18 protein-coding genes are annotated in these 17,747 nt (G+C 71.5%); 8 read left to right on the plus strand and 10 right to left on the minus strand.

Features of this window, described 5'->3' with window-relative positions; all coding sequences use genetic code 11:
- Positions 1-146 precede the first annotated feature (146 nt).
- The gene (locus FB465_RS09415; protein WP_145789394.1) at positions 147-923 is read right to left on the minus strand and encodes a pirin family protein; all 777 of its coding nucleotides are present in this window, start codon (positions 921-923) and stop codon (positions 147-149) included.
- A 264-nt stretch (positions 924-1,187) separates the two neighbouring features.
- On the opposite strand from FB465_RS09415, the gene FB465_RS09420 reads away from it, so the two are divergent.
- The 5 genes from FB465_RS09420 (at position 1,188) to fabF (ending at position 6,181) form a co-directional block, all read left to right on the plus strand.
- Entirely contained in the window at positions 1,188-2,384 is a 1,197-nt protein-coding gene (locus FB465_RS09420) for a PucR family transcriptional regulator (RefSeq protein ID WP_145797242.1), read from the plus strand.
- 90 nt (positions 2,385-2,474) lie between these two features.
- Complete coding sequence (locus FB465_RS09425; protein WP_145789396.1) at positions 2,475-3,419, plus strand: ACP S-malonyltransferase; 945 nt, start codon at positions 2,475-2,477, stop codon at positions 3,417-3,419.
- Positions 3,416-4,447, plus strand: coding sequence for a beta-ketoacyl-ACP synthase III (locus FB465_RS09430; protein WP_145789398.1), 1,032 nt, complete (start codon positions 3,416-3,418; stop codon positions 4,445-4,447). Before FB465_RS09425 ends, FB465_RS09430 begins: the two co-directional genes overlap by 4 nt.
- Positions 4,448-4,557: 110 nt before the next feature.
- A complete protein-coding gene (locus tag FB465_RS09435) occupies positions 4,558-4,800 on the plus strand; it encodes an acyl carrier protein (protein ID WP_100890366.1) in 243 nt (80 codons plus the stop codon).
- Positions 4,801-4,915: 115 nt separating this feature from the next.
- The gene (gene fabF / locus FB465_RS09440) at positions 4,916-6,181 is read left to right on the plus strand and encodes a beta-ketoacyl-ACP synthase II (protein ID WP_145789399.1); all 1,266 of its coding nucleotides are present in this window, start codon (positions 4,916-4,918) and stop codon (positions 6,179-6,181) included.
- 115 nt (positions 6,182-6,296) lie between these two features.
- Here the strand turns inward: fabF and FB465_RS09445 are convergent, their stop codons facing one another.
- From FB465_RS09445 to FB465_RS09455, 3 genes are all read right to left on the minus strand, one after another.
- Positions 6,297-6,791, minus strand: a complete 495-nt coding sequence (locus FB465_RS09445; protein WP_145789401.1) for a DUF3145 domain-containing protein — start codon at positions 6,789-6,791, stop codon at positions 6,297-6,299.
- Positions 6,792-7,179: 388 nt separating this feature from the next.
- Positions 7,180-7,608, minus strand: a complete 429-nt coding sequence (locus FB465_RS09450; protein ID WP_145789403.1) for an organic hydroperoxide resistance protein — start codon at positions 7,606-7,608, stop codon at positions 7,180-7,182.
- A gap of 41 nt (positions 7,609-7,649) precedes the next feature.
- Complete coding sequence (locus tag FB465_RS09455) at positions 7,650-8,675, minus strand: NADP-dependent oxidoreductase (RefSeq protein WP_145789405.1); 1,026 nt, start codon at positions 8,673-8,675, stop codon at positions 7,650-7,652.
- A 125-nt stretch (positions 8,676-8,800) separates the two neighbouring features.
- Between FB465_RS09455 and FB465_RS09460 the strand changes: the two genes are divergently transcribed.
- Together FB465_RS09460 and FB465_RS09465 are read left to right on the plus strand one after the other, a co-directional pair.
- Positions 8,801-9,271, plus strand: coding sequence for a MarR family winged helix-turn-helix transcriptional regulator (locus FB465_RS09460; RefSeq protein WP_211785746.1), 471 nt, complete (start codon positions 8,801-8,803; stop codon positions 9,269-9,271).
- Between the two features lie 157 nt (positions 9,272-9,428).
- Entirely contained in the window at positions 9,429-10,892 is a 1,464-nt protein-coding gene (locus FB465_RS09465; RefSeq protein WP_145797244.1) for an LCP family protein, read from the plus strand.
- Positions 10,893-10,912: 20 nt separating this feature from the next.
- Here the strand turns inward: FB465_RS09465 and FB465_RS09470 are convergent, their stop codons facing one another.
- The 3 genes from FB465_RS09470 to FB465_RS09480 form a co-directional block, all read right to left on the minus strand.
- Positions 10,913-11,806: a 1-aminocyclopropane-1-carboxylate deaminase/D-cysteine desulfhydrase gene (locus tag FB465_RS09470; RefSeq protein ID WP_145789406.1), complete on the minus strand. Its 894-nt coding sequence runs from the start codon at positions 11,804-11,806 to the stop codon at positions 10,913-10,915.
- A gap of 25 nt (positions 11,807-11,831) precedes the next feature.
- Positions 11,832-12,536, minus strand: a complete 705-nt coding sequence (locus FB465_RS09475) for a class F sortase (RefSeq protein ID WP_145789408.1) — start codon at positions 12,534-12,536, stop codon at positions 11,832-11,834.
- A gap of 105 nt (positions 12,537-12,641) precedes the next feature.
- Complete coding sequence (locus tag FB465_RS09480; RefSeq protein WP_145789410.1) at positions 12,642-13,196, minus strand: hypothetical protein; 555 nt, start codon at positions 13,194-13,196, stop codon at positions 12,642-12,644.
- Between the two features lie 220 nt (positions 13,197-13,416).
- Between FB465_RS09480 and FB465_RS09485 the strand changes: the two genes are divergently transcribed.
- Entirely contained in the window at positions 13,417-14,256 is an 840-nt protein-coding gene (locus tag FB465_RS09485; protein WP_145789412.1) for a polysaccharide deacetylase family protein, read from the plus strand.
- A gap of 554 nt (positions 14,257-14,810) precedes the next feature.
- On the opposite strand, the gene FB465_RS09490 is transcribed toward FB465_RS09485, so the two are convergent.
- The 3 genes from FB465_RS09490 to FB465_RS09500 form a co-directional block, all read right to left on the minus strand.
- Positions 14,811-15,290: a hypothetical protein gene (locus tag FB465_RS09490; protein ID WP_145789413.1), complete on the minus strand. Its 480-nt coding sequence runs from the start codon at positions 15,288-15,290 to the stop codon at positions 14,811-14,813.
- Positions 15,287-16,309, minus strand: coding sequence for an N-6 DNA methylase (locus FB465_RS09495; RefSeq protein ID WP_145789415.1), 1,023 nt, complete (start codon positions 16,307-16,309; stop codon positions 15,287-15,289). Before FB465_RS09495 ends, FB465_RS09490 begins: the two co-directional genes overlap by 4 nt.
- Before the next feature lie 90 nt (positions 16,310-16,399).
- On the minus strand, positions 16,400-17,038 hold the full coding sequence (locus FB465_RS09500) for a hypothetical protein (RefSeq protein WP_145789416.1): 639 nt from the start codon (positions 17,036-17,038) through the stop codon (positions 16,400-16,402).
- Between the last annotated feature and the right edge of the window lie 709 nt (positions 17,039-17,747).

A 17,747-nucleotide genomic window follows, 5' to 3' on the forward strand; every position in this document is an offset into this window, starting at 1 on the left:
ACCCCCAGGGGCGCACCGTACGCACATGGGCACCCCCCGGGGCGCGGGGAACTGCGCGACCAGGGCACAACGTAGGTGCACGGTTGATCGCGCAGTTCCCCGCGCCCCTCCTGTGGTTGCCCTCAGCCGTACGAGACCGGGGGCCCTCAGCCGTACGAGACCGGCGAGTGCATCTCCCAGAGCAGCAGCTCCGCGCCGTCCGGCCCCGCCGTCGGGTCCGCGAAGGCCGGGCCGGTGGCGCGGACGCTGTCGCCCGGCTCCATCGAGCGGCCGCCGCCCTGCGGGCCGGGGACAGTGCGGTAGCCGAGCGATCCGGCCACCAGGTGGGCGTAGCGGTACGGGGCCTCCGGCAGGGCGGGCAGCGGCTGCCACGGGCCGGCCGTGACCAGGTACAGGGCGGCGTCGCTCCGGCGCAGCCGCAGCGCCGCTGACCCGCTGTCACGCTCCATGCCCGAGGCCAGCAGTGTCAGACCGTCGGCCGAGGGCTCGACGCGGCGCAGCCCGTACACGGGCGGGGCGTCGAAGGTGTCCGGCTGCAGCCACATCTGGACGAAGCGGACCGGCACCTCGGCTCCGCCGACGTTGCGCTCCGTGTGGGTTACGCCGGAGCCCGCGCCGAGGTGCTGGATCATCCCGGGCCTGACCACGCCCGCATGGCCGTCGCTGTCGCGGTGGGCCAGGGCTCCCTCGACGACCCAGGTGAGGATCTCGGTGTCCCGGTGGCGGTGCTCGTCGAAGCCGGCGCCGGGCGCCAGGGTCTCCTCGTTGCAGGCGAGCAGCGCGCCGAAGTGGGTGTTCTTGGGGTCGTAGTGCCCCGAGAAGGAGAAGGCGTGTCTGGTCTCGATGCCTTCGGCCGGGGTGGAGCGGTAACGCTCGGGGGCTCGGCGCAGGTCGGCGCGAGGTCGGGTGGCGGCGTCGGTCACGGCTCCACGGTAGCCGGTGTGACCGGGGCCACCGGGCCGATCCGGCGGGGGTGTGCGCGAGCACCCGTCGCGGTGAGGCAGTCTTGTCCTGTGCCAGCCGCTTCAGCGAATCCCGACAAGAAGACCCCGGCCAAGAGGACCGCAGCCGGGAAGGCCGCCCCTGCCAAGGCGGCGCCCGCTAAGCCTGCGCCCGCGAAGGCTGCGCCCGCGACGACAGGGGAGGGCAAGACCCCGGACGCGACACGCCCCAGCCGGGGCGGCCGCCTGACGGCGCAGGAGCGCAAGCTCGTTGCCGAGCGGGCCGAGCTGCGGGCCGCGACGCTCAAGCGGCTGGAGAGGTCCTCGGGCAAGCTGGCCTCGGCCGCGATCGCCCGGATGGACGACCAACTGGGCTGGTACCGGCGGATGCCACCGGAGCACCGCTCCTGGATCGGCCTGGTCGCGCAGGCCGGCATCGCCGCCTTCACCGAGTGGTACCGGCACCCGGAGGCTCCGCAGGCGATCAGCACGGACGTCTTCGGCACCGCGCCGCGCGAGCTGACCAGGGCCATCACGCTGCGTCAGACGGTCGAGCTGATCCGCACCACCATCGAGGTGATGGAGGAGGCCATCGAGGAGGTGGCCGCCCCGGGCGACGAGGCCGGGATGCGCGAGTCGGTGCTGGTCTACGCCCGGGAGATCGCCTTCGCGACCGCCCAGGTGTACGCCCAGGCGGCCGAGGCGCGCGGCGCCTGGGACGCCCGCCTGGAGGCGCTGGTCGTCAACAGCCTGCTCTCGGGCGACGCGGACGAGGGAGTGCTCTCCCGGGCCGCCGCCCTGGGCTGGGGCCAGCCGAGCCAGGTCCGGGTGGTGATGGGCAGCGCCCCCGACGGGGACAGCGAGCTGGTGGTCGAGGCGATCCGACGGGCCGCCAGGTACGCCAAGCTGCACGTGCTGACCGGGGTGCTGGGCAAGCGTCTGGTCGTGGTGGTCGGTGGCGACAAGGAGCCGGTGCACGCGGCCCGCGCCCTGATCGGCCAGTTCGCGCCAGGCCCGGTGGTGGTCGGCCCGACGGTCGGCGACCTGCTCTCGGCGACCAGGTCCGCACACGCCGCCGCGGCCGGCCTGAGGGCCTGCGCGGCCTGGCCGGACGCCCCGCGCCCCGTACTGGCGGACGATCTGCTGCCCGAGCGCGCCCTGGCCGGCGACCAGGCGGCCCGGCGTCAGCTGGTGGAGGAGATCTACACACCGCTCGACGAGGCCGGGTCGGCACTCCTGGAGACGCTGAGTGTCTACCTGGAGCAGGCCTCCTCGCTGGAGGGCGCCGCGCGCATGCTCTTCGTCCACCCGAACACCGTGCGCTACCGGCTGCGACGTGTGACTGACGTCACGGGCTATGCTCCATCCGACGTACGTTCGGCCTTCACCCTGCGCATCGCGCTTGCGCTGGGCCGTCTCGGATCGGTCGCCGATCAGAGTTGACCGGCCTGTAGGGACTCCACAATCCGGCGTGCTTTTCTTCGTTACCGTCGCCTACCCGCCCCCGGGCGTCCGGCGAGAGAGGGTTGAACCGTGCTCGTAATCGTCGCCCCTGGACAGGGTGCCCAGACCCCCGGATTCCTCAGCCCTTGGCTTGAGCTGGACGGCGCCGCCGACCGGTTGAAGCGCTGGTCCGCCGTGGCCGGGCTCGACCTGGTCCACTACGGCACCGAGGCGTCCGAGGAGGAGATCAAGGACACCGCCGTCGCCCAGCCGCTGCTGGTCGCCGCGGGCCTGCTCACCGCCCGGGCCCTGTTCCCCGACGAGGCCACGGCCCGCAAGCTGGTCGGCGCGGTCGCCGGCCACAGCGTCGGTGAGATCACCGCGGCCGCCGGTGCGGGTGTGCTCAGCGCACACGAGGCACTGACCTTCGTCCGCGAGCGGAGCCTGGCGATGGCCGAGGCCGCCGCCGTGACCGCGACCGGGATGACCGCCGTACTCGGCGGGGAACCCGAGGTCGTCGCGGCCAAGCTCGCCGAACACGGTCTGACGGCCGCCAACAACAACGGCGGTGGCCAGATCGTCGCGGCCGGCACCCTGGAGCAGCTGGCGGCGCTCAAGGCCGACCCGCCGGCCGGTTCCCGGGTGATCCCGCTCAAGGTGGCCGGTGCGTTCCACACCGAGCACATGGCCCCGGGCGTGGAGCGGCTCGCCAAGCTGGCGCCCACCCTGACCGTGGCCGACCCGCAGGTCGCGTACGTCTCCAACAAGGACGGCGAGGTCGTGGCCTCGGGCGCCGAGGTGCTCGACCGTCTGGTGTCGCAGGTGTCCAACCCGGTCCGCTGGGACCTGTGCATGGAGACGCTGCAGCAGCTCGGCGCGACGGCCGTGATCGAGCTGGCTCCGGCCGGCACCCTCACCAACCTGGTCAAGCGCAACCTCAAGGGTGTGGCGACGCTGGCCCTCAAGACCCCCGCCGACCTCGACAAGGCGCGCGCGCTGGTCGAGGAGCACGGCGGTCAGGAGCAGAACGTATGAGCACTCCTCAGATCCGGCCTGCCTCCGGTGCCCAGTACTCGCGGATCCACGGCGTGGGCGGCTACCGCCCGGTCCGGGTGATCCCGAACGCCGAGGTGCTGAACTGGATCGACTCCTCCGACGAGTGGATCCGCACGCGCAGCGGCATCGCCGAGCGCCGCTGGGCGGGACCGGAGGAGACCGTCGCCGAGATGTCGGTGCAGGCGGCCGGCAAGGCGATCGCGCAGGCCGGCATCGCTCCGGAGCAGATCGGCGGCGTGATCGTCGCGACCGTCTCGCACCTCAAGCAGACCCCCGCCATCGCCACCGAGATCGGCCAGCGGCTCGGCTGCGGGACCGCCCCGGCCTTCGACATCTCCGCCGCCTGCGCGGGCTTCGGCTACGGCCTGAGCCTGGCGGACGGCATGGTGCGCGGCGGCAGCGCCGACTACGTGCTGGTGATCGGCGTGGAGCGGCTCAGCGACCTGACCGATGTGACGGACCGTTCGACGGCCTTCATCTTCGGCGACGGCGCGGGCGCGGCCGTGGTCGGCCCGTCGGACACCCCCGGCATCGGCAAGGTGATCTGGGGCTCGGACGGTTCGCAGAAGGACGTCATCTCGCAGACCCAGGCCTGGGACACCGCCTTCGCCAAGGAGGACGCCGTCAACGGCGTCGGCGGCGAGATCAAGTGGCCCGCGCTGCGGATGGAGGGCCAGGCGGTCTTCCGCTGGGCCGTGTGGGAGATGGCCAAGGTGGCCCAGCAGGCGCTGGACGCCGCCGGGATCACCGCGGACCAGCTCGGTGCGTTCATCCCGCACCAGGCCAACATGCGCATCACCGATGCCATGATCAAGAAGCTGCAGCTGCCCGATTCGGTGCCGGTCGCACGCGACATCGCCGAGACCGGCAACACCTCGGCCGCCTCCATCCCACTGGCGATGGAGCGCATGCTGGAGAGCGGGGAAGCGAAGAGCGGGGACCTCGCGCTGATCATCGGCTTCGGGGCGGGTCTGGTCTACGCAGCAGCAGTCGTTACTCTCCCCTAGGCATCACCCCCCGTTGCACCACCGTGCCCCGCACCCGCGGGCGCGGCACAGAAAACCTGCCGACTGCCCGCCGGGCAGTGGGTAACCCACAGTGAAGAGGAGCAGCCACTATGGCTACCAAGGACGAGGTCCTGGAAGGTCTCGCTGAGATCGTCAACGAGATCGCCGGTATCCCGGCCGAGGACGTCGAGCTCGACAAGTCCTTCACCGACGACCTGGATGTCGACTCGCTCTCCATGGTCGAGGTCGTCGTGGCCGCCGAGGAGCGCTTCGACGTGAAGATCCCGGACGACGAGGTCAAGAACCTCAAGACCGTCGGCGACGCCGTGGACTACATCCTCGCCAACGCCTGACCCTTCGTCAGTCGCTCCGACTGACCGGTCGGCCGGGGTACCTCCCGTACCCCGGCCGCCCAACCCCTCCGGCCCCTCCGCACCCTCCCTGCCACACGTGAGAGAAGAAGAACCAGTGACCGCTGAAAACCGCACCGTGGTCGTCACGGGTATCGGCGCCTTCACGCCGCTGGGCGGCGACGCCGCCTCGTTCTGGGAGGGCCTGCTCGAGGGCCGCTCCGGCGTGGCCGCGCTGACCGAGGAGTGGGCCGCCGACCTGCCCGTCCGGATCGCCGCGCGCACCGCCGTGGAGCCGGGCGACGTCCTGCCCCGCCCGCTGGCCCGCAAGCTGGACCGCTCGGCGCAGTTCGCGCTGATCGCGGCCCGCGAGGCCTGGGCCGACGCCGGGTACGAGACCCCGGCCACCGACGAGTCCTCCAAGCTCGCCCCCGAGCGCCTGGGCGCCGTGATCGCCTCCGGCATCGGCGGGGTGACGACTCTTCTCGACCAGTACGACGTGCTGAAGGAGAAGGGCGTCCGCAAGGTCTCCCCGCACACCGTCCCGATGCTGATGCCCAACTCCCCGGCGGCCAACGTCGGCCTGGAGGTCGGCGCTCGCGCGGGCGTGCACACCCCCGTCTCCGCCTGTGCCTCCGGCGCCGAGGCGATCGGCTACGCGATCGAGATGATCCGTACCGGCCGCGCCGACGTCGTGGTGGCCGGCGGCACCGAGGCGGCGATCCACCCGCTGCCGATCGTCGCCTTCGCCAACATGATGGCGATGTCCAAGAACAACGACGAGCCCGAGCGCGCCTCCCGCCCGTACGACAAGGGCCGGGACGGCTTCGTGCTCGGCGAGGGCGCCGGCGTGGTCGTGCTGGAGTCGGCGGAGCACGCCGCGGCCCGCGGCGCCCGCGTCTACTGCGAGGCCATCGGCCAGGGCCTGTCCTCGGACGCCCACCACATCGCCCAGCCGGAGCCGACCGGCGCCGGTGTGGCCCGCGCCATCTCCCACCTCTTCGAGTTCAACGAGCTGGACAAGGCCGAGGTGGTGCACGTCAACGCGCACGCCACCTCGACCCCGCAGGGCGACGTCGCGGAACTGAAGGCGCTCCGCAAGGAGCTCGGCGAGCACCTGGATCACATCGCGGTCTCCGCCACCAAGTCGATGACCGGCCACCTGCTGGGCGGCGCGGGCGGCATCGAGACCGTGGCCACCGTGCTGGCCCTGCACCACCGCCTCGCCCCGCCGACCATCAACGTCGACGACCTGGACGACGAGGTGGACGCCGACATCGTGACCGGCGAGCCGCGCAAGCTGCCCGAGGGCCGGATCGCGGCGCTGAACAACTCGTTCGGCTTCGGCGGCCACAACGTGGTGCTCGCGTTCCGCAGCGTCTGACGGTTGAACCAGTAGGGGCGCGGGGAACTGCGCGAAACGGAAGACACGGCGCCGTAGCCTTCCGAATCGCACAGTTCCTCGCGCCCCTACTGGTTGGCCGGTTGCGCCAGAGTTCTCAGACCACCTGATGCAGCCAGCGGACGGGCGCGCCCTCGCCCGCGTAGCGGAAGGGCTCCAGCTCGTCGTCCCACGGCTTGCCCAGCAGCCGGGCCAGGTCGGCCTCCAGGTCGCTGCCCTCGGTCTTGGCCCGGAGCAGTACGGCCCGCAGCCGGTCCTCCGGGATCAGGATGTCGCCGTGCATTCCGGTCACGGCGTGGAAGATGCCGAGCGCGGGCGTGCTGCTGTAACGCTCGCCCTCGGCGATGGCGCAGGGCTCGCTGGTGACCTCGTAGCGGATCAACTGCCAGCCGCGCAGGGCGGATGCGAGCTTGGACGCGGTACCGGGCTCCCCCTGCCAGGAGAGCTCGGCCCGCCAGTGGCCGGGCGCGGCCGGCTGGCGGATCCAGTCGAGGCTGACCCGCACGCCGAGCACGCCCGACACCGCCCACTCGACGTGCGGGCAGAGCGCGCGGGGCGCGGAGTGGATGTACAGGACTCCACGTGTCGTCACCGGGACCTCCAGGCTGTGGACGAGGGTCGCCTTCCCCAGCTGCCTCGTGCCCGTCGCCGGTCGTGTCCTGCTGCCTGCTGTCTACTGCCTGCCTGAATGTCTGCTGGCTTACTGCCCCCGCGGAGCTCAACTTATTCGACATTAGGTCATCAAGTTGAGCAAAACGGACAACCTTTCACCCCATGCTAGCCGGATCCCAGGCGGGGTCTACCCCTCGCCCGGATCTCTCCCCCGAACGGCCCCATCCGGGAGGGATCAACGGTAGCGCCCGCACTCGGACTCCGCGTGACGGCCCGTCGGAACCCGGTGCGTTCACGCCGCCACGCGCCCGTACGCAAACCGCTCCCACGGACCGGAGTCCATGGGAGCGGTGCGATCCGACGGTGCGTCAGACCAGGCTGAGTGCGACGTCGATGTTGCCGCGGGTGGCGTTGGAGTACGGGCAGACCTGGTGCGCCTGCTCGACCAGCTGCTGCGCCGTCGCCGCGTCCAGCGCGGGCAGCGTGACGGCGAGGTCGACCGCGAGGCCGTAGCCGCCGGCCGCGTTCGGGCCGATGCCGACCTTGGCGGTCACCTCGGCGCCGGTGACGTCCGCCTTCGCCCGACGGGCGACCACGAAGAGCGCGCTCTGGAAGCAGGCCGCATACCCGGCCGCGAAGAGCTGCTCGGGGTTGGTGCCCTCACCGCTGCCGCCGAGCTCCCTGGGCGGGCGGACGGTGACGTCCAGCAGGCCGTCGGAGGAGGCGACGCGGCCGTCGCGGCCTCCCTCGGCGGTGGCTATGGCGGTGTAGGCGATCTTGGTGGGCTTGCCCGACATGAGGTAACTCCTGGCTGTGGTGAGGGAATTGGAAGGCAGGGTCAGGAGGCGAGCCGGACGACCATCTTGCCGGTGTTGTCGCCGCGCAGCAGGCCCAGGAAGGCCTCGGCGGTGTTCTCCACGCCGTCCACGACGGTCTCGTCGTAGCGGAGGCTGCCGTCCTTCAGCCAGCCGGCCACCTCGGCCACGAACTGCGGCTGGAGCGCCGCGTGGTCGCGGACCAGCAGGCCCTGCAGGCGCAGCCGCTTGCCGATGGCGAGCGCCAGGTTGCGCGGTCCGGCCGGGGCGGAGGTGTCGTTGTACTGGGCGATGGCGCCGCACAGGGTCACCCGGCCGTGGACGTTGAGCGCACCGATGGCGGCCTCGAGGTGGTCACCGCCGACGTTGTCGAAGTAGACGTCGATGCCCTCCGGCGCGGCCTTGGCGAGCTGCTCGCGGACCGGTCCGTCCTTGTAGTTGAACGCGGCGTCGAAGCCGTAGTCCTCGACGAGCTTGGCCACCTTCTCGGCCGAGCCGGCCGAGCCGATCACCCGGGCGGCACCCTTGAGCTTGGCGATCTGGCCGACCAGCGAGCCGACCGCACCGGCCGCGCCGGAGACGAAGACGGTGTCGCCCTCCTTGAAGCTCGCGACCTCCAGCAGACCGGCGTACGCGGTCAGGCCGGGCATGCCGAGAACGCCCAGGTAGTAGGAGAGCGGGGCGAGCTTCGGGTCGACCTTCACCGCGTGCTTGGCGTCGAGGGTGGCGTACTCGCGCCAGCCGAGCCCGTGCAGCACGGCGTCGCCGACCTCGAATCCGTCGGCCTGCGAGGCGACCACATAGCCGACCGCGCCGCCGTCCATCGCCGCACCGAGCTGGAACGGCGGGACGTACGACTTCACGTCGTTCATCCGGCCCCGCATGTACGGGTCCACCGACAGGTACTCATTGCGGACCAGGATCTCGCCCGGGCCCGGCTGCCTGACCGGGGCCGCGACCAGGGCGAAGTCCTCCGGCTTCGGCCAGCCCTCCGGCCTGGCGGCCAGGTGCCACTCGCGGGCGGTGGTGGGCGTTGCCTGCTCTGACATCGATGCGCTCCTCTGGGGCTGGGACTGTCCCCCACGGTTACCGGTCGACCTGAAAGGTTGACCCTTTAAAGCAATCGTGGACATGAAAGGTTCACGTTGTCAAATGTTCAGCTAGACTGGTTGGCATGGAGACCCAGACGACCCCGATCGCCCCGCCGCCCGCCGACGCGATCACCCGCGAGGTCGTGGACCTCATGGCGGGCCTGGTCGCACTGTTCCACCGCGAGTACGAGGAGGCGGCCGCCGCCCGCTCGCTCACCGGGGCCCAGGCCAAGGTGCTGGCGCTGCTGCGGCGCGGCCCGATGCCGATGCGGCACATCGCCCAGACGCTGAGCTGCGAGCCGTCCAACATCACCGGCATCGTCGACCGCCTGGAGGCCCGCGGCTTCGTCACCCGGGAGGCCGACCCGCAGGACCGCAGGGTCAAGCTGGTCGCCCCCACGGACGCCGGCCAGGCCGCCACTGAGGAGCTCCGCGAGTCGCTGAACTTCGCCCGCGAGCCGCTGGCCGCCCTCGCCGAGGACGAGCGGACGCAGCTGCGCGACCTGCTGCGCCGGATGCTCGAGGGCGCGGGCTCGGAGGCCGTCGACGCCTGACGCGAGCACCGCTCGCCGCATGCCGCGGTCAGTGCGGCAAGGATCACCCTTGCCGGATCACGCAAGCGTGTAACCGTACGCCTCGCCGAACCGTCTATCTGGTGAGAGCCACACCAGCCAGCCGGATCTCCGGGCGGCCGTACAGAGAGCGCTGATGATGACCGACGTGAAACGCCGGCCCCCGAGGGGTGCCCGCGCGCCCCGCCGGGCGCGCCTCGCCCGGGCCGCCGGTGCGACCGCCGCCGTCCTGGTGCTGGCCACCGCCGGTGCCGGTGCCTGGTTCTACCGGCACCTCGACAGCAACATCAGCATCTTCGACCCCGGCGGCATCGCCACCAGCCGCCCGCCGGCCGCCCCGCCCGTCGCCGGCGGTGGACGCCCGGTCAACGTCCTGCTGCTCGGCTCGGACACCCGGGAGAACGGCAACAGCAGCCTCGGCGGCGGCGAGGAGGGCGTCGGCCACTCCGACACCGCCATCCTGCTGCACGTGTACGGCGACCACCGGCACGCCGTCGGCGTCTCGATCCCGCGCGACACCCTGGTCACCATCCCCGCCTGCAGGCTGCCCAGCGGCAAGTGGACCAGCCCGCACACCGGCCAGATGTTCAACTCCGCCTTCACCATCGGCGAGTACCCCCAGGGCAACCCCGCCTGCACCCAGAACACCGTCGAGGCGCTCACCGGCCTGCGGGTCGACCACACCATCGTGGTCGACTTCAAGGGCTTCGCGGCGATGACGGACGCCGTACACGGCGTGGACGTCTGCGTCCCCAACGACGTCGACTCGTACGGCATAAAGCTCGCCAAGGGCCGGCAGACCCTCTCCGGGCAGCAGGCGCTGGACTACGTCCGAGCCCGCCACGGCTTCGGTGACGGTTCGGACATCGGGCGGGTCAAGCGCCAGCAGGCCTTCCTCTCCTCCCTCATCAAGAAGGTCCAGGGCCAGGGCTTCAACCCCACCACCCTGCTGCCGCTGGCCGACGCGGCCACCAAGTCGCTGACGGTGGACCCGGGTCTGGGCACCGCGTTGAAGCTCGCCGACTTCGCCCAGTCGCTGCAGAACATCAAGCTCGGCGACATCAGCTTCGTCACCGTGCCCTGGCGCTACGCGGGCGAGCGGGTCGCCCTGGTCCACCCCGACGTGGACTCCCTGTGGGACCTGCTGCGCAGGGACCGCACGCTCGACGGCCAGAGCACCGGCCAGGTGACCACGAGCCCGACGCCCTCAGCCACCGCCTCGCCCGCCACCGCCGTCCCCGTTCTGGTCGTCAACGGCAGCCGGTCCGGCGGCCTCGCCAAGCAGGCCGCCGAGACCCTCAGGGCCAAGGGCTACGAGGACGTCACCGTCGGCACCGACACCGCGAGCCGCCGCACCACCGTGATCGGGTACGCCTCCGGCCTGCAGGCGGCCGCCGCGCAACTCGCCCAGTACTTCCCGGGCGCAGACGTCCGGGCCGACGCGAACAGCGACGGCGTCACCATCACCCTGGGCCGGGACTACGCCTCGGACGAGAGCTCCACCCCCGCCCCCACGGCCCTCCCCACCGGCGTCCCCACCGCGATCGCGGAGAACACCCGCAAGGCCGACACCGACCTCTGCTCCAACCTGACCTTCGGCTGACCGGCGACCGATCCCAGGGGTCACACCGGGTCGGGCAGTCCGGTGACCACGGCGGTGGCCCGGCTGCCCGGCGGCAGGGCGGCCGTCCCGGCCAGCCCGTACACGGCGTGCAGCATCTTCGCCACGTACCGGCGCTCGACGGCGATGCCGTGGCGCTGCTCGAACTCCGCGGCGAAGGAGTCGAGTTCGGCGGGCACACGCCCGTAACCGCCACCGTGGTACCCGTGGTGGATCCGCCAGTTGGCGAACTCCCTTCCGTACGCGGAGTGGTGAAGCTTCGTCACCTCGGTTTCCAGGTAGCCCTCACCCCGCAGCACGGCCACCCCCATGGCCCGCCCGCCGGGTGGCAGGCCCGCCGCGATCCCCGCCAGGGTGCCGCCGGTGCCGACCGGGCAGCAGACCACGTCGCGCTCGCCCAGGTCCGGGATCTCGCGCGGGATCTCCGCCGCGCCGGCCACGGCGAGCGCGTTGGAGCCGCCCTCGGGCAGGACCAGGCAGCGGCCCCAGCGCCGCTCCAGATCGTGGTACTCCCCCGTCGCGACGGCCCGGAACTCCGCGCGGGAGACGAACTCCAGCTCCATCCCGGCCGCCTCGGCCGCCCGCAGCGACCAGTTGCGCGGCGCCGTCGCCAACTCCTCGCCCCGGATCACCCCGACGCAGGCCAGCCCCAGCGCCTGCGCGGCCGCCGCCGTCGCGCGGACGTGGGTGGAGTACGCCCCGCCGAAGGTGACCAGCCGGGTGCACCCCTCGGCGAGGGCCCGTTCCAGGTTGGGCGCCAGCTTGCGCCACTTGTTCCCGGGCACCGTCGGATGCGCCAGATCGTCCCGCTTCAGCCGCAGCTCGACCCCGGCCCGCGCCAGTACGGGATCGGCGACGGCCACCAGCGGGGTCGGCAGATCGGCGGGCACGAGCACCGGTCCAGCATACGGAAGCCGGGAGTCAGGCCTCCTTGGAGGACTGGAGGTGGGCGAAGACCACGATGTTGTCCGTGTAGTCCTTGAGCTTCTTGTCGTACGCGCCGCCGCAGGTGATCAGGCGCAGCTGGGCGTCGGACGTGTCGGCGTACACCTGGGCGTCCGGGAAGCTGTTCTTGGGGAAGGTCTGGACCGAGTCGACCACGAAGGTCGCGACGATGCCGTCGGCGCGGGTGATGTCGACGGTGCTCCCCGGGGCCAGCAGGTGGAGCATCAGGAAGACGGCCGGGCCGGTCTTGGTGTCGACGTGACCGGCCACGACGGCGCTGCCGCGCTCACCGGGCGAGGCGCCGCCCCGGTACCAGCCCACGAGGTTGTGGTTGTCCGCCGGCGGGGCGTCCAGCGAGCCGGCGGCATTGAGACCGAGCTCCATGAACGGCGCGTCCAGGAAGAGCTGGGGGATCCTCAGCCGGGTCGGCTTCGACCGGGGCAGCGTGGGGACGGCCGGAGCGGAGTGGGAGGGCCGGGTGGGAGTCACCCCCGGAGCAGCCGGAGCCGCCGGGGCGGCCGCGCCGGCGACGGCCGCGGTCTGGGGTGGCGTCACCGGGGAGTCGTCCACGGACTGGTACATCACCAGCAGCCCCAGGGCCGCCGCCCCCATGGCCCACTTGAAGATGCGCGGACTCCCCTGGGTCGCGGGCCCGCTCGGTGTCGACGTCTGATTGCTCATCGGGGCGATACCTCTCCTCGGAACGGTGGTCAGCTGTCCGGACACCCCGCCGTGGCCGGCGCCCGAGGGCGACGGCCACGACAGGACGATGAGTGGTGGCCGGACTCAGGCCACGCCGTCCGCGGACCGGCGACGGCGGAGGGAGTACGCGCCGACACCGATGCCGCCCGCGAGCAGGGCCGCACCGCTGGCCAGACCGCCGCCGGAGACGGCGAGGCCGCCACCGCCGGTGTGGACGCCACCGTGCGGCTTCTTGTTGTCCTGCCAGGACGACTCCGCCTCGTCCGTCTTCTCCTCGCTCTTGGCCGCGGGCTTGTCCTCGGCCTTGGCGGTCTTCTCCTCGCTCTTGGCCGCGGGCTTGTCCTCGGCCTTGGCGGGCTTGTCCTCCTTCTTCGCGGCGGGCTTCTCCTCCTTCTTGACCTCCTTCTCCGCCGTCACCTTCTCCTCGGTCACCTTCTGGTCGGTCACCTTGTCGTCCGTCGCCTTCTGCTGGTCGACGGTCGGGGCCGAGTTCTCCTGCCACACCTGCTGGTCGGTGGCGGGTGCCGGAGCTGCCGGAGCTGCCGGAGCGGGAGGGGTGTCCGCGTAGGCGGCGGGGGCCCCGAGGGCCAGGACGGCGGCGACAGCGGCGCCGGTGAGAAGAGAGCGTTCAACACGCATGAGGGTGATCCTTCCGGCGCCTCCGGTCGAGTGCCGACCCATCGTCAGCTCGCGGATCGTGGACGCGCCTCCCTCACCGTGGGTCAGAGGCCGCTCACCCGCCACCGCTCGGATCCCATCCGGGTGAGGCCCCGGGCCTTTCGGGTGGAGGATTCCCCGCGACATCGCCCGGTGCCGCACTTCCGGGGACAGATACGTCATGCTGTCACGCCATCAGATCATGTCCCGCAGGCTGCTACTGAGCGTGGCCGGGGTGACCCTGCTGTCCGCCACGGCCTGCGGCGCCCCGTCCACCAGCAAGGGCGATGCCGGCGCCGGCGGTGCCGGCGGCCCGGGCGCGGCCCCCTCCCCCGGTCCCGTCCCCCCTGCCACGACCCCGTCCGGGCCCCCTGCGGGCACCCGCGCCGGATCGCCGCCGGCGGTCAACGTGCCGAGCCCCGCCCTCAGCTCCCCCGCGGCTGAGCGCCGGATCAGCAATCCGCTCTACTCCCTCGCCTCCCACGACAAGCTCGTCGCCCTCACCCTGGACGACGGACCCGACCCCACCCACACGCCCGCCGTGCTGGCGATCCTGCGGAAGCACGGGGTCAGGGCCACCTTCTTCCTGGTCGGCGAGAACGCCGCCGAGCACCCCGCCCTGGTACGCGAGATCGCCCAGGAGGGCCACCACCTCGCCAACCACACCTGGACCCACCCGGACCTCAGGAACCTCCCGGACGCCCAGGTCCGCGACGAGCTGGAGCGCACCTCCGAGGTCCTGCAGAAGGCCACCGGCAAGCCGCTGACCTGGTTCCGGGCACCCGGCGGCGACTTCTCGTCCGTGACCCTGCGCACCTGCTCGGAGCTGGGCATGCGGCCGATGGGGTGGTCCGTGGACCCTCGGGACTGGGCACGCCCCGGCACGTCCAAGATCACCACACGCGTCCTGGAGGCCATCAGGCCCGGCTCGATCGTCCTCAACCACGACGGCGGCGGCGACCGCTCGCAGACCATCGCGGCCCTGCAGACGTACCTGCCGATGCTCATCGACGACGGCTACCAGTTCACCGCCCCCAGGTGATCCGAGCCGTACGTCCCGGGCGGTCCGCCACCTCGACGACCGCCCGCGAAGGACTCGTCAACGGGACGTCCGCAGGGCGTTCCCGGACGGGTGAACCTCGGCGTGTCGGCGCTTCGCCGCGCTCTGCCTGCCCTAAAGTTCTCGCAGGTGAGCCCCTGTTTTCATAGGTGGGGCGGGTGGGACTCGAACCCACGACCAAGGGATTATGAGTCCTTGGGACAGCGACCCCATGCAACCCCGGCCATCCCGATCTGTCACGTTCTTCGCAGGTCAAAGGGCATGTGGGCTCTTCCAGCATCACGCCTCCTTCCTACTTGTCACGGTCACTCACGATCGCCGTGTTCCCAGAATGTTCCCAGCGGGACCCTGAAACCACCCCTGGCGAAATCTCCGGCTCGCTCCACCTGCAGCGACCTTGCGAACCAATCCGCCGACCAAGGGAATTTCATACCGAATGAGCCGCGGCCCCACCCCCGAAGGGATGAGGCCGCGACAAGGAGCTTGTCGACCGATGATCCTACTGTCTAGTCGCCCGTCAGGTCACGCGTTGTCGGTCACTGGGCAGCTTCCCTCTTGGTGATGGTGCGCTTCGTGGCGCGGGTGAGCTGAATTCGGGCGAGCGGTTCACCTTCGAGCCAATTGGGCCTGCTGGCGGCGCGCCGGGGCTTGACCGCAAGCACTCGGAGGAGGTGCTTGGTGGCGAGCGTGGCCAGGGTCTTGTGCGGGTCCTTGGTCGACTTGAGGTGGAGGACGGCGTGCCAGGTACGGCCCGGCTGGAGCCGGGCGTCGAGGGCGGTCTGGGCCTTGGCGGCCTCGGCGGGGGTGGTGCTGGCGGGCAGGTCGGGCAGCGGGCCTGCGGTGATCCATGTCTGGAGGCTGAGGCCGTGGGGCTGGAGGCGCAGTCCGAGGCGGTGTCCGTCGGGGTGGGTGAGGTAGGTCGCGCCGGGCGGTCCGGCGTTCTCGGTGCTCCTGACCCAGTCGGGCAGCTGGGTGGCGAGTTGTGCCGCGAATTCGTCGGCGGTGGTCGTGCTCATGCGGTCCTTTCCAGGGGTTGGGTGAGGGTGTCGAGGAGGCGGGCAGCACGGCGCCAGGCGGCTTCGGTGGCGGCCCGTTCGACAGTGCGGTTGCGGTGGGCGATGATCTCGGCGCGTTCGGCGCGGGCTCGGGAGGGCCAGTTGGGCTCGGCGAGGGAGTCGGCCTTGGCGATGACGACATTGGGTCCGAGGTCCCACACGATGGCGTTGACCGCACAGCAGGCGACGGCGATGGGGTCGATGTCGTTGGCAAACCAGTGGAAGTCGGCTGGCTGGTGGCCGGCGTCGCGGATGTGCTGAGCTGCGGCGCGGAGCATGCTGCCGCTGCCAGCAGCAGGGTCGTGGATGCTCAGACCGGGGCGGAGGTCTTCCGGGGAGCCGAGCAGGATGCGGGCCATGAAGTCGCATACGGCGTTGGGTGTGTGGAACTCGCCGCTCCCGGATCTCTGCGCCTTGGATCGCATTTCCATGACGAGGCGGGACAGAACGTCGGCGTCGGACCGGAGACTGGGGTCCTTGTGCCCGGTGATGTCGAGCAGTCCGCTGTTGATCGCGGCGTGCGCGGTCTTGTGGGCGGCGTACAGGAGATCGCTGTCGGCTTCCCCGTGGTTGAGCCAGTCGTGGAGCGGTAGTGCGCGTTCGATGAGGTCGGGGCGGCGCAGCCAGTAGGAGCGCCAAATGTGGCGCAGCAGGTCCGTGAGTTCTGCCGGGTTGAGTGCGAGGACCTGGTCCCCGAGGTCGGGGCCGTGTTCGTCTGCCGGGGCCATCATGGCGAGGGCTCCGACGATGCCAATGGGTATGCCGATGTCGGAACCGCCGCGGGCACTGAACCAGGCGGAGGTGACGTGCTCCCCGACTTGGGAGGCGGCGCGTCGGTGGTCGGCGAACGGGGCGCGGCGGTGCTGGCCGGTTCGAATCTTGGGCTTGGGTGGTGCGGCGGCGGCTTCCTGCGCCGCCTCGACCCATGCGGGCAGAGGGCGGGGAACGACGACCGGTGCACTGCCGGGCAGGAGGCTCATCGTGGGTCCTTTCTGGCGTTCAGGCATGGCGGCCGGCCGGGGGGCTGCGAGCGCGCAGTCCCCCGGCTGCCGGGGTGGCGGTGCGGTGGATCACGCGGGGCGGTGCTGGTCCTCGTTGCGGGCGTCCAGTGCGGCCTGGATGTGCTCTGGTGGGCAGGCGCCGAGGAGGCCCGTGTCCGGCTCGGGCCGCGTGAACCATCCGGCGAAACGCAGGACCCGCTCGTAGCCGTCGGCGCCGCCAGCGAAGCCAGTCCGTGCTGCGTGCTCTTGGTCGCGGGCGATGAAGACCCAGCGGGGCAGCTCGGGCCCTGCGGGGACGACCTGGAAGCCGCCTGCGCGCGGTGCCTCGATCGCGGGCAGCCCGGCAGCGGTGAGGATGGCGATTGCGGTCCGGACCTCGAGGTAGTTGGCGTCCTGGGGGGCGCACCCCGCAGACGGCGCGACGTGCGGGGCGCCGGGCTTCGGGTGCGCGGCGCGGTGGATGGCTTCCACGATTTCGGCGTCGGTGTCGCGGCGCAGGAGCCGGAAGGATGCGGCGGCGATGAGGTTGACGGCGTAGCCGTCGGCGAAGGCCAGGCGCAGGTAGGCCTCGACGCTGAGGCTGGGGTGGTGGTGCTGGCGGTGAGCCTTGAGGGCTTCGCGAACCATTCGGTAGCCGATGGCGACGGCTTCGGCGGGGAGGTCGAGCTGTTCAGCGAGGCGCTGGACGGCGCTGATCCGGTCGATCATGTTGTTCTTCCTTCGCTCATAGCTCCGCCCCGGCCGGTTGGCCGGGGCGGAGGGAGGTGGGTGGTGGCCCGGCCGTGGCCGGGCCACCACCCGGTTGGTCAGCGGCGCTTGCGGGGGCGGGGACGCCGTCCGCCGCATCCGGCGTGGCCGCAGCCGCCGCAGAATCCGCCTCGGTTGCACTCGCACGGGCAGGCCATTTCCGTTTCCTTTCGTCGATTTCTGAATCCTGTCGAATTCCTTACTTATATCTTAGTCGCAATTACCTCCAATTCAAGAAATGCCGAGAAATTTTATAACTGAATTTCTGGCTATTCCCCGCGCTGGGATTCCGCTGCTTCTCTTGCCAGGCGACGGCGGCGTCCACGCTGGTAGTCGCGCTGCGCCTGGCGGCAGGCGGTGCAGGCTCGCTCGCCGTACCGGGAGTGCGCGCGGGCCCCTGCGGGGAGACCGCACGAAGCCCGCATCGGGGGCTCGTCCGGCGCCGGGCCGACGCCGGCCGCAGAGGCAACAGCCCGGCCGTCATGCCACAGGTGACCGCCGCAGACCCCGTCGAATCCGCTCCGGCTCGGCTTGACCTCAGCTACGCACTCAGCGCGGAACGGGCAGTCCTGACAGAGGGCCAGCAGCTCGAAGACGCCAGAGAGCAGGGCGAATCGGCCGGTGGCTGGCCCATCTGCGGGTGCGAACCGCAGGTCGCCGAAGCACGGGG

Source organism: Kitasatospora atroaurantiaca, from assembly GCF_007828955.1.
Taxonomy (GTDB): Bacteria; Actinomycetota; Actinomycetes; order Streptomycetales; family Streptomycetaceae; genus Kitasatospora; species Kitasatospora atroaurantiaca.

Bases quoted from the DNA above. Each gene is read 5' to 3' on its own strand.
- FB465_RS09435 (WP_100890366.1), top strand. From the start codon at position 4,558: ATGGCTACCAAGGACGAGGTCCTGGAAGGTCTCGCTGAGATCGTCAAC.
- FB465_RS09500 (WP_145789416.1), bottom strand. From the start codon at position 17,038: ATGATCGACCGGATCAGCGCCGTCCAGCGCCTCGCTGAACAGCTCGAC.
- FB465_RS09450 (WP_145789403.1), bottom strand. From the start codon at position 7,608: ATGTCGGGCAAGCCCACCAAGATCGCCTACACCGCCATAGCCACCGCC.
- FB465_RS09485 (WP_145789412.1), top strand. From the start codon at position 13,417: ATGTCCCGCAGGCTGCTACTGAGCGTGGCCGGGGTGACCCTGCTGTCC.
- FB465_RS09480 (WP_145789410.1), bottom strand. From the start codon at position 13,196: ATGCGTGTTGAACGCTCTCTTCTCACCGGCGCCGCTGTCGCCGCCGTC.
- FB465_RS09460 (WP_211785746.1), top strand. From the start codon at position 8,801: ATGGAGACCCAGACGACCCCGATCGCCCCGCCGCCCGCCGACGCGATC.
- FB465_RS09475 (WP_145789408.1), bottom strand. From the start codon at position 12,536: ATGAGCAATCAGACGTCGACACCGAGCGGGCCCGCGACCCAGGGGAGT.
- FB465_RS09455 (WP_145789405.1), bottom strand. From the start codon at position 8,675: ATGTCAGAGCAGGCAACGCCCACCACCGCCCGCGAGTGGCACCTGGCC.
- FB465_RS09465 (WP_145797244.1), top strand. From the start codon at position 9,429: ATGACCGACGTGAAACGCCGGCCCCCGAGGGGTGCCCGCGCGCCCCGC.
- FB465_RS09490 (WP_145789413.1), bottom strand. From the start codon at position 15,290: ATGAGCACGACCACCGCCGACGAATTCGCGGCACAACTCGCCACCCAG.
- FB465_RS09430 (WP_145789398.1), top strand. From the start codon at position 3,416: ATGAGCACTCCTCAGATCCGGCCTGCCTCCGGTGCCCAGTACTCGCGG.
- FB465_RS09495 (WP_145789415.1), bottom strand. From the start codon at position 16,309: ATGAGCCTCCTGCCCGGCAGTGCACCGGTCGTCGTTCCCCGCCCTCTG.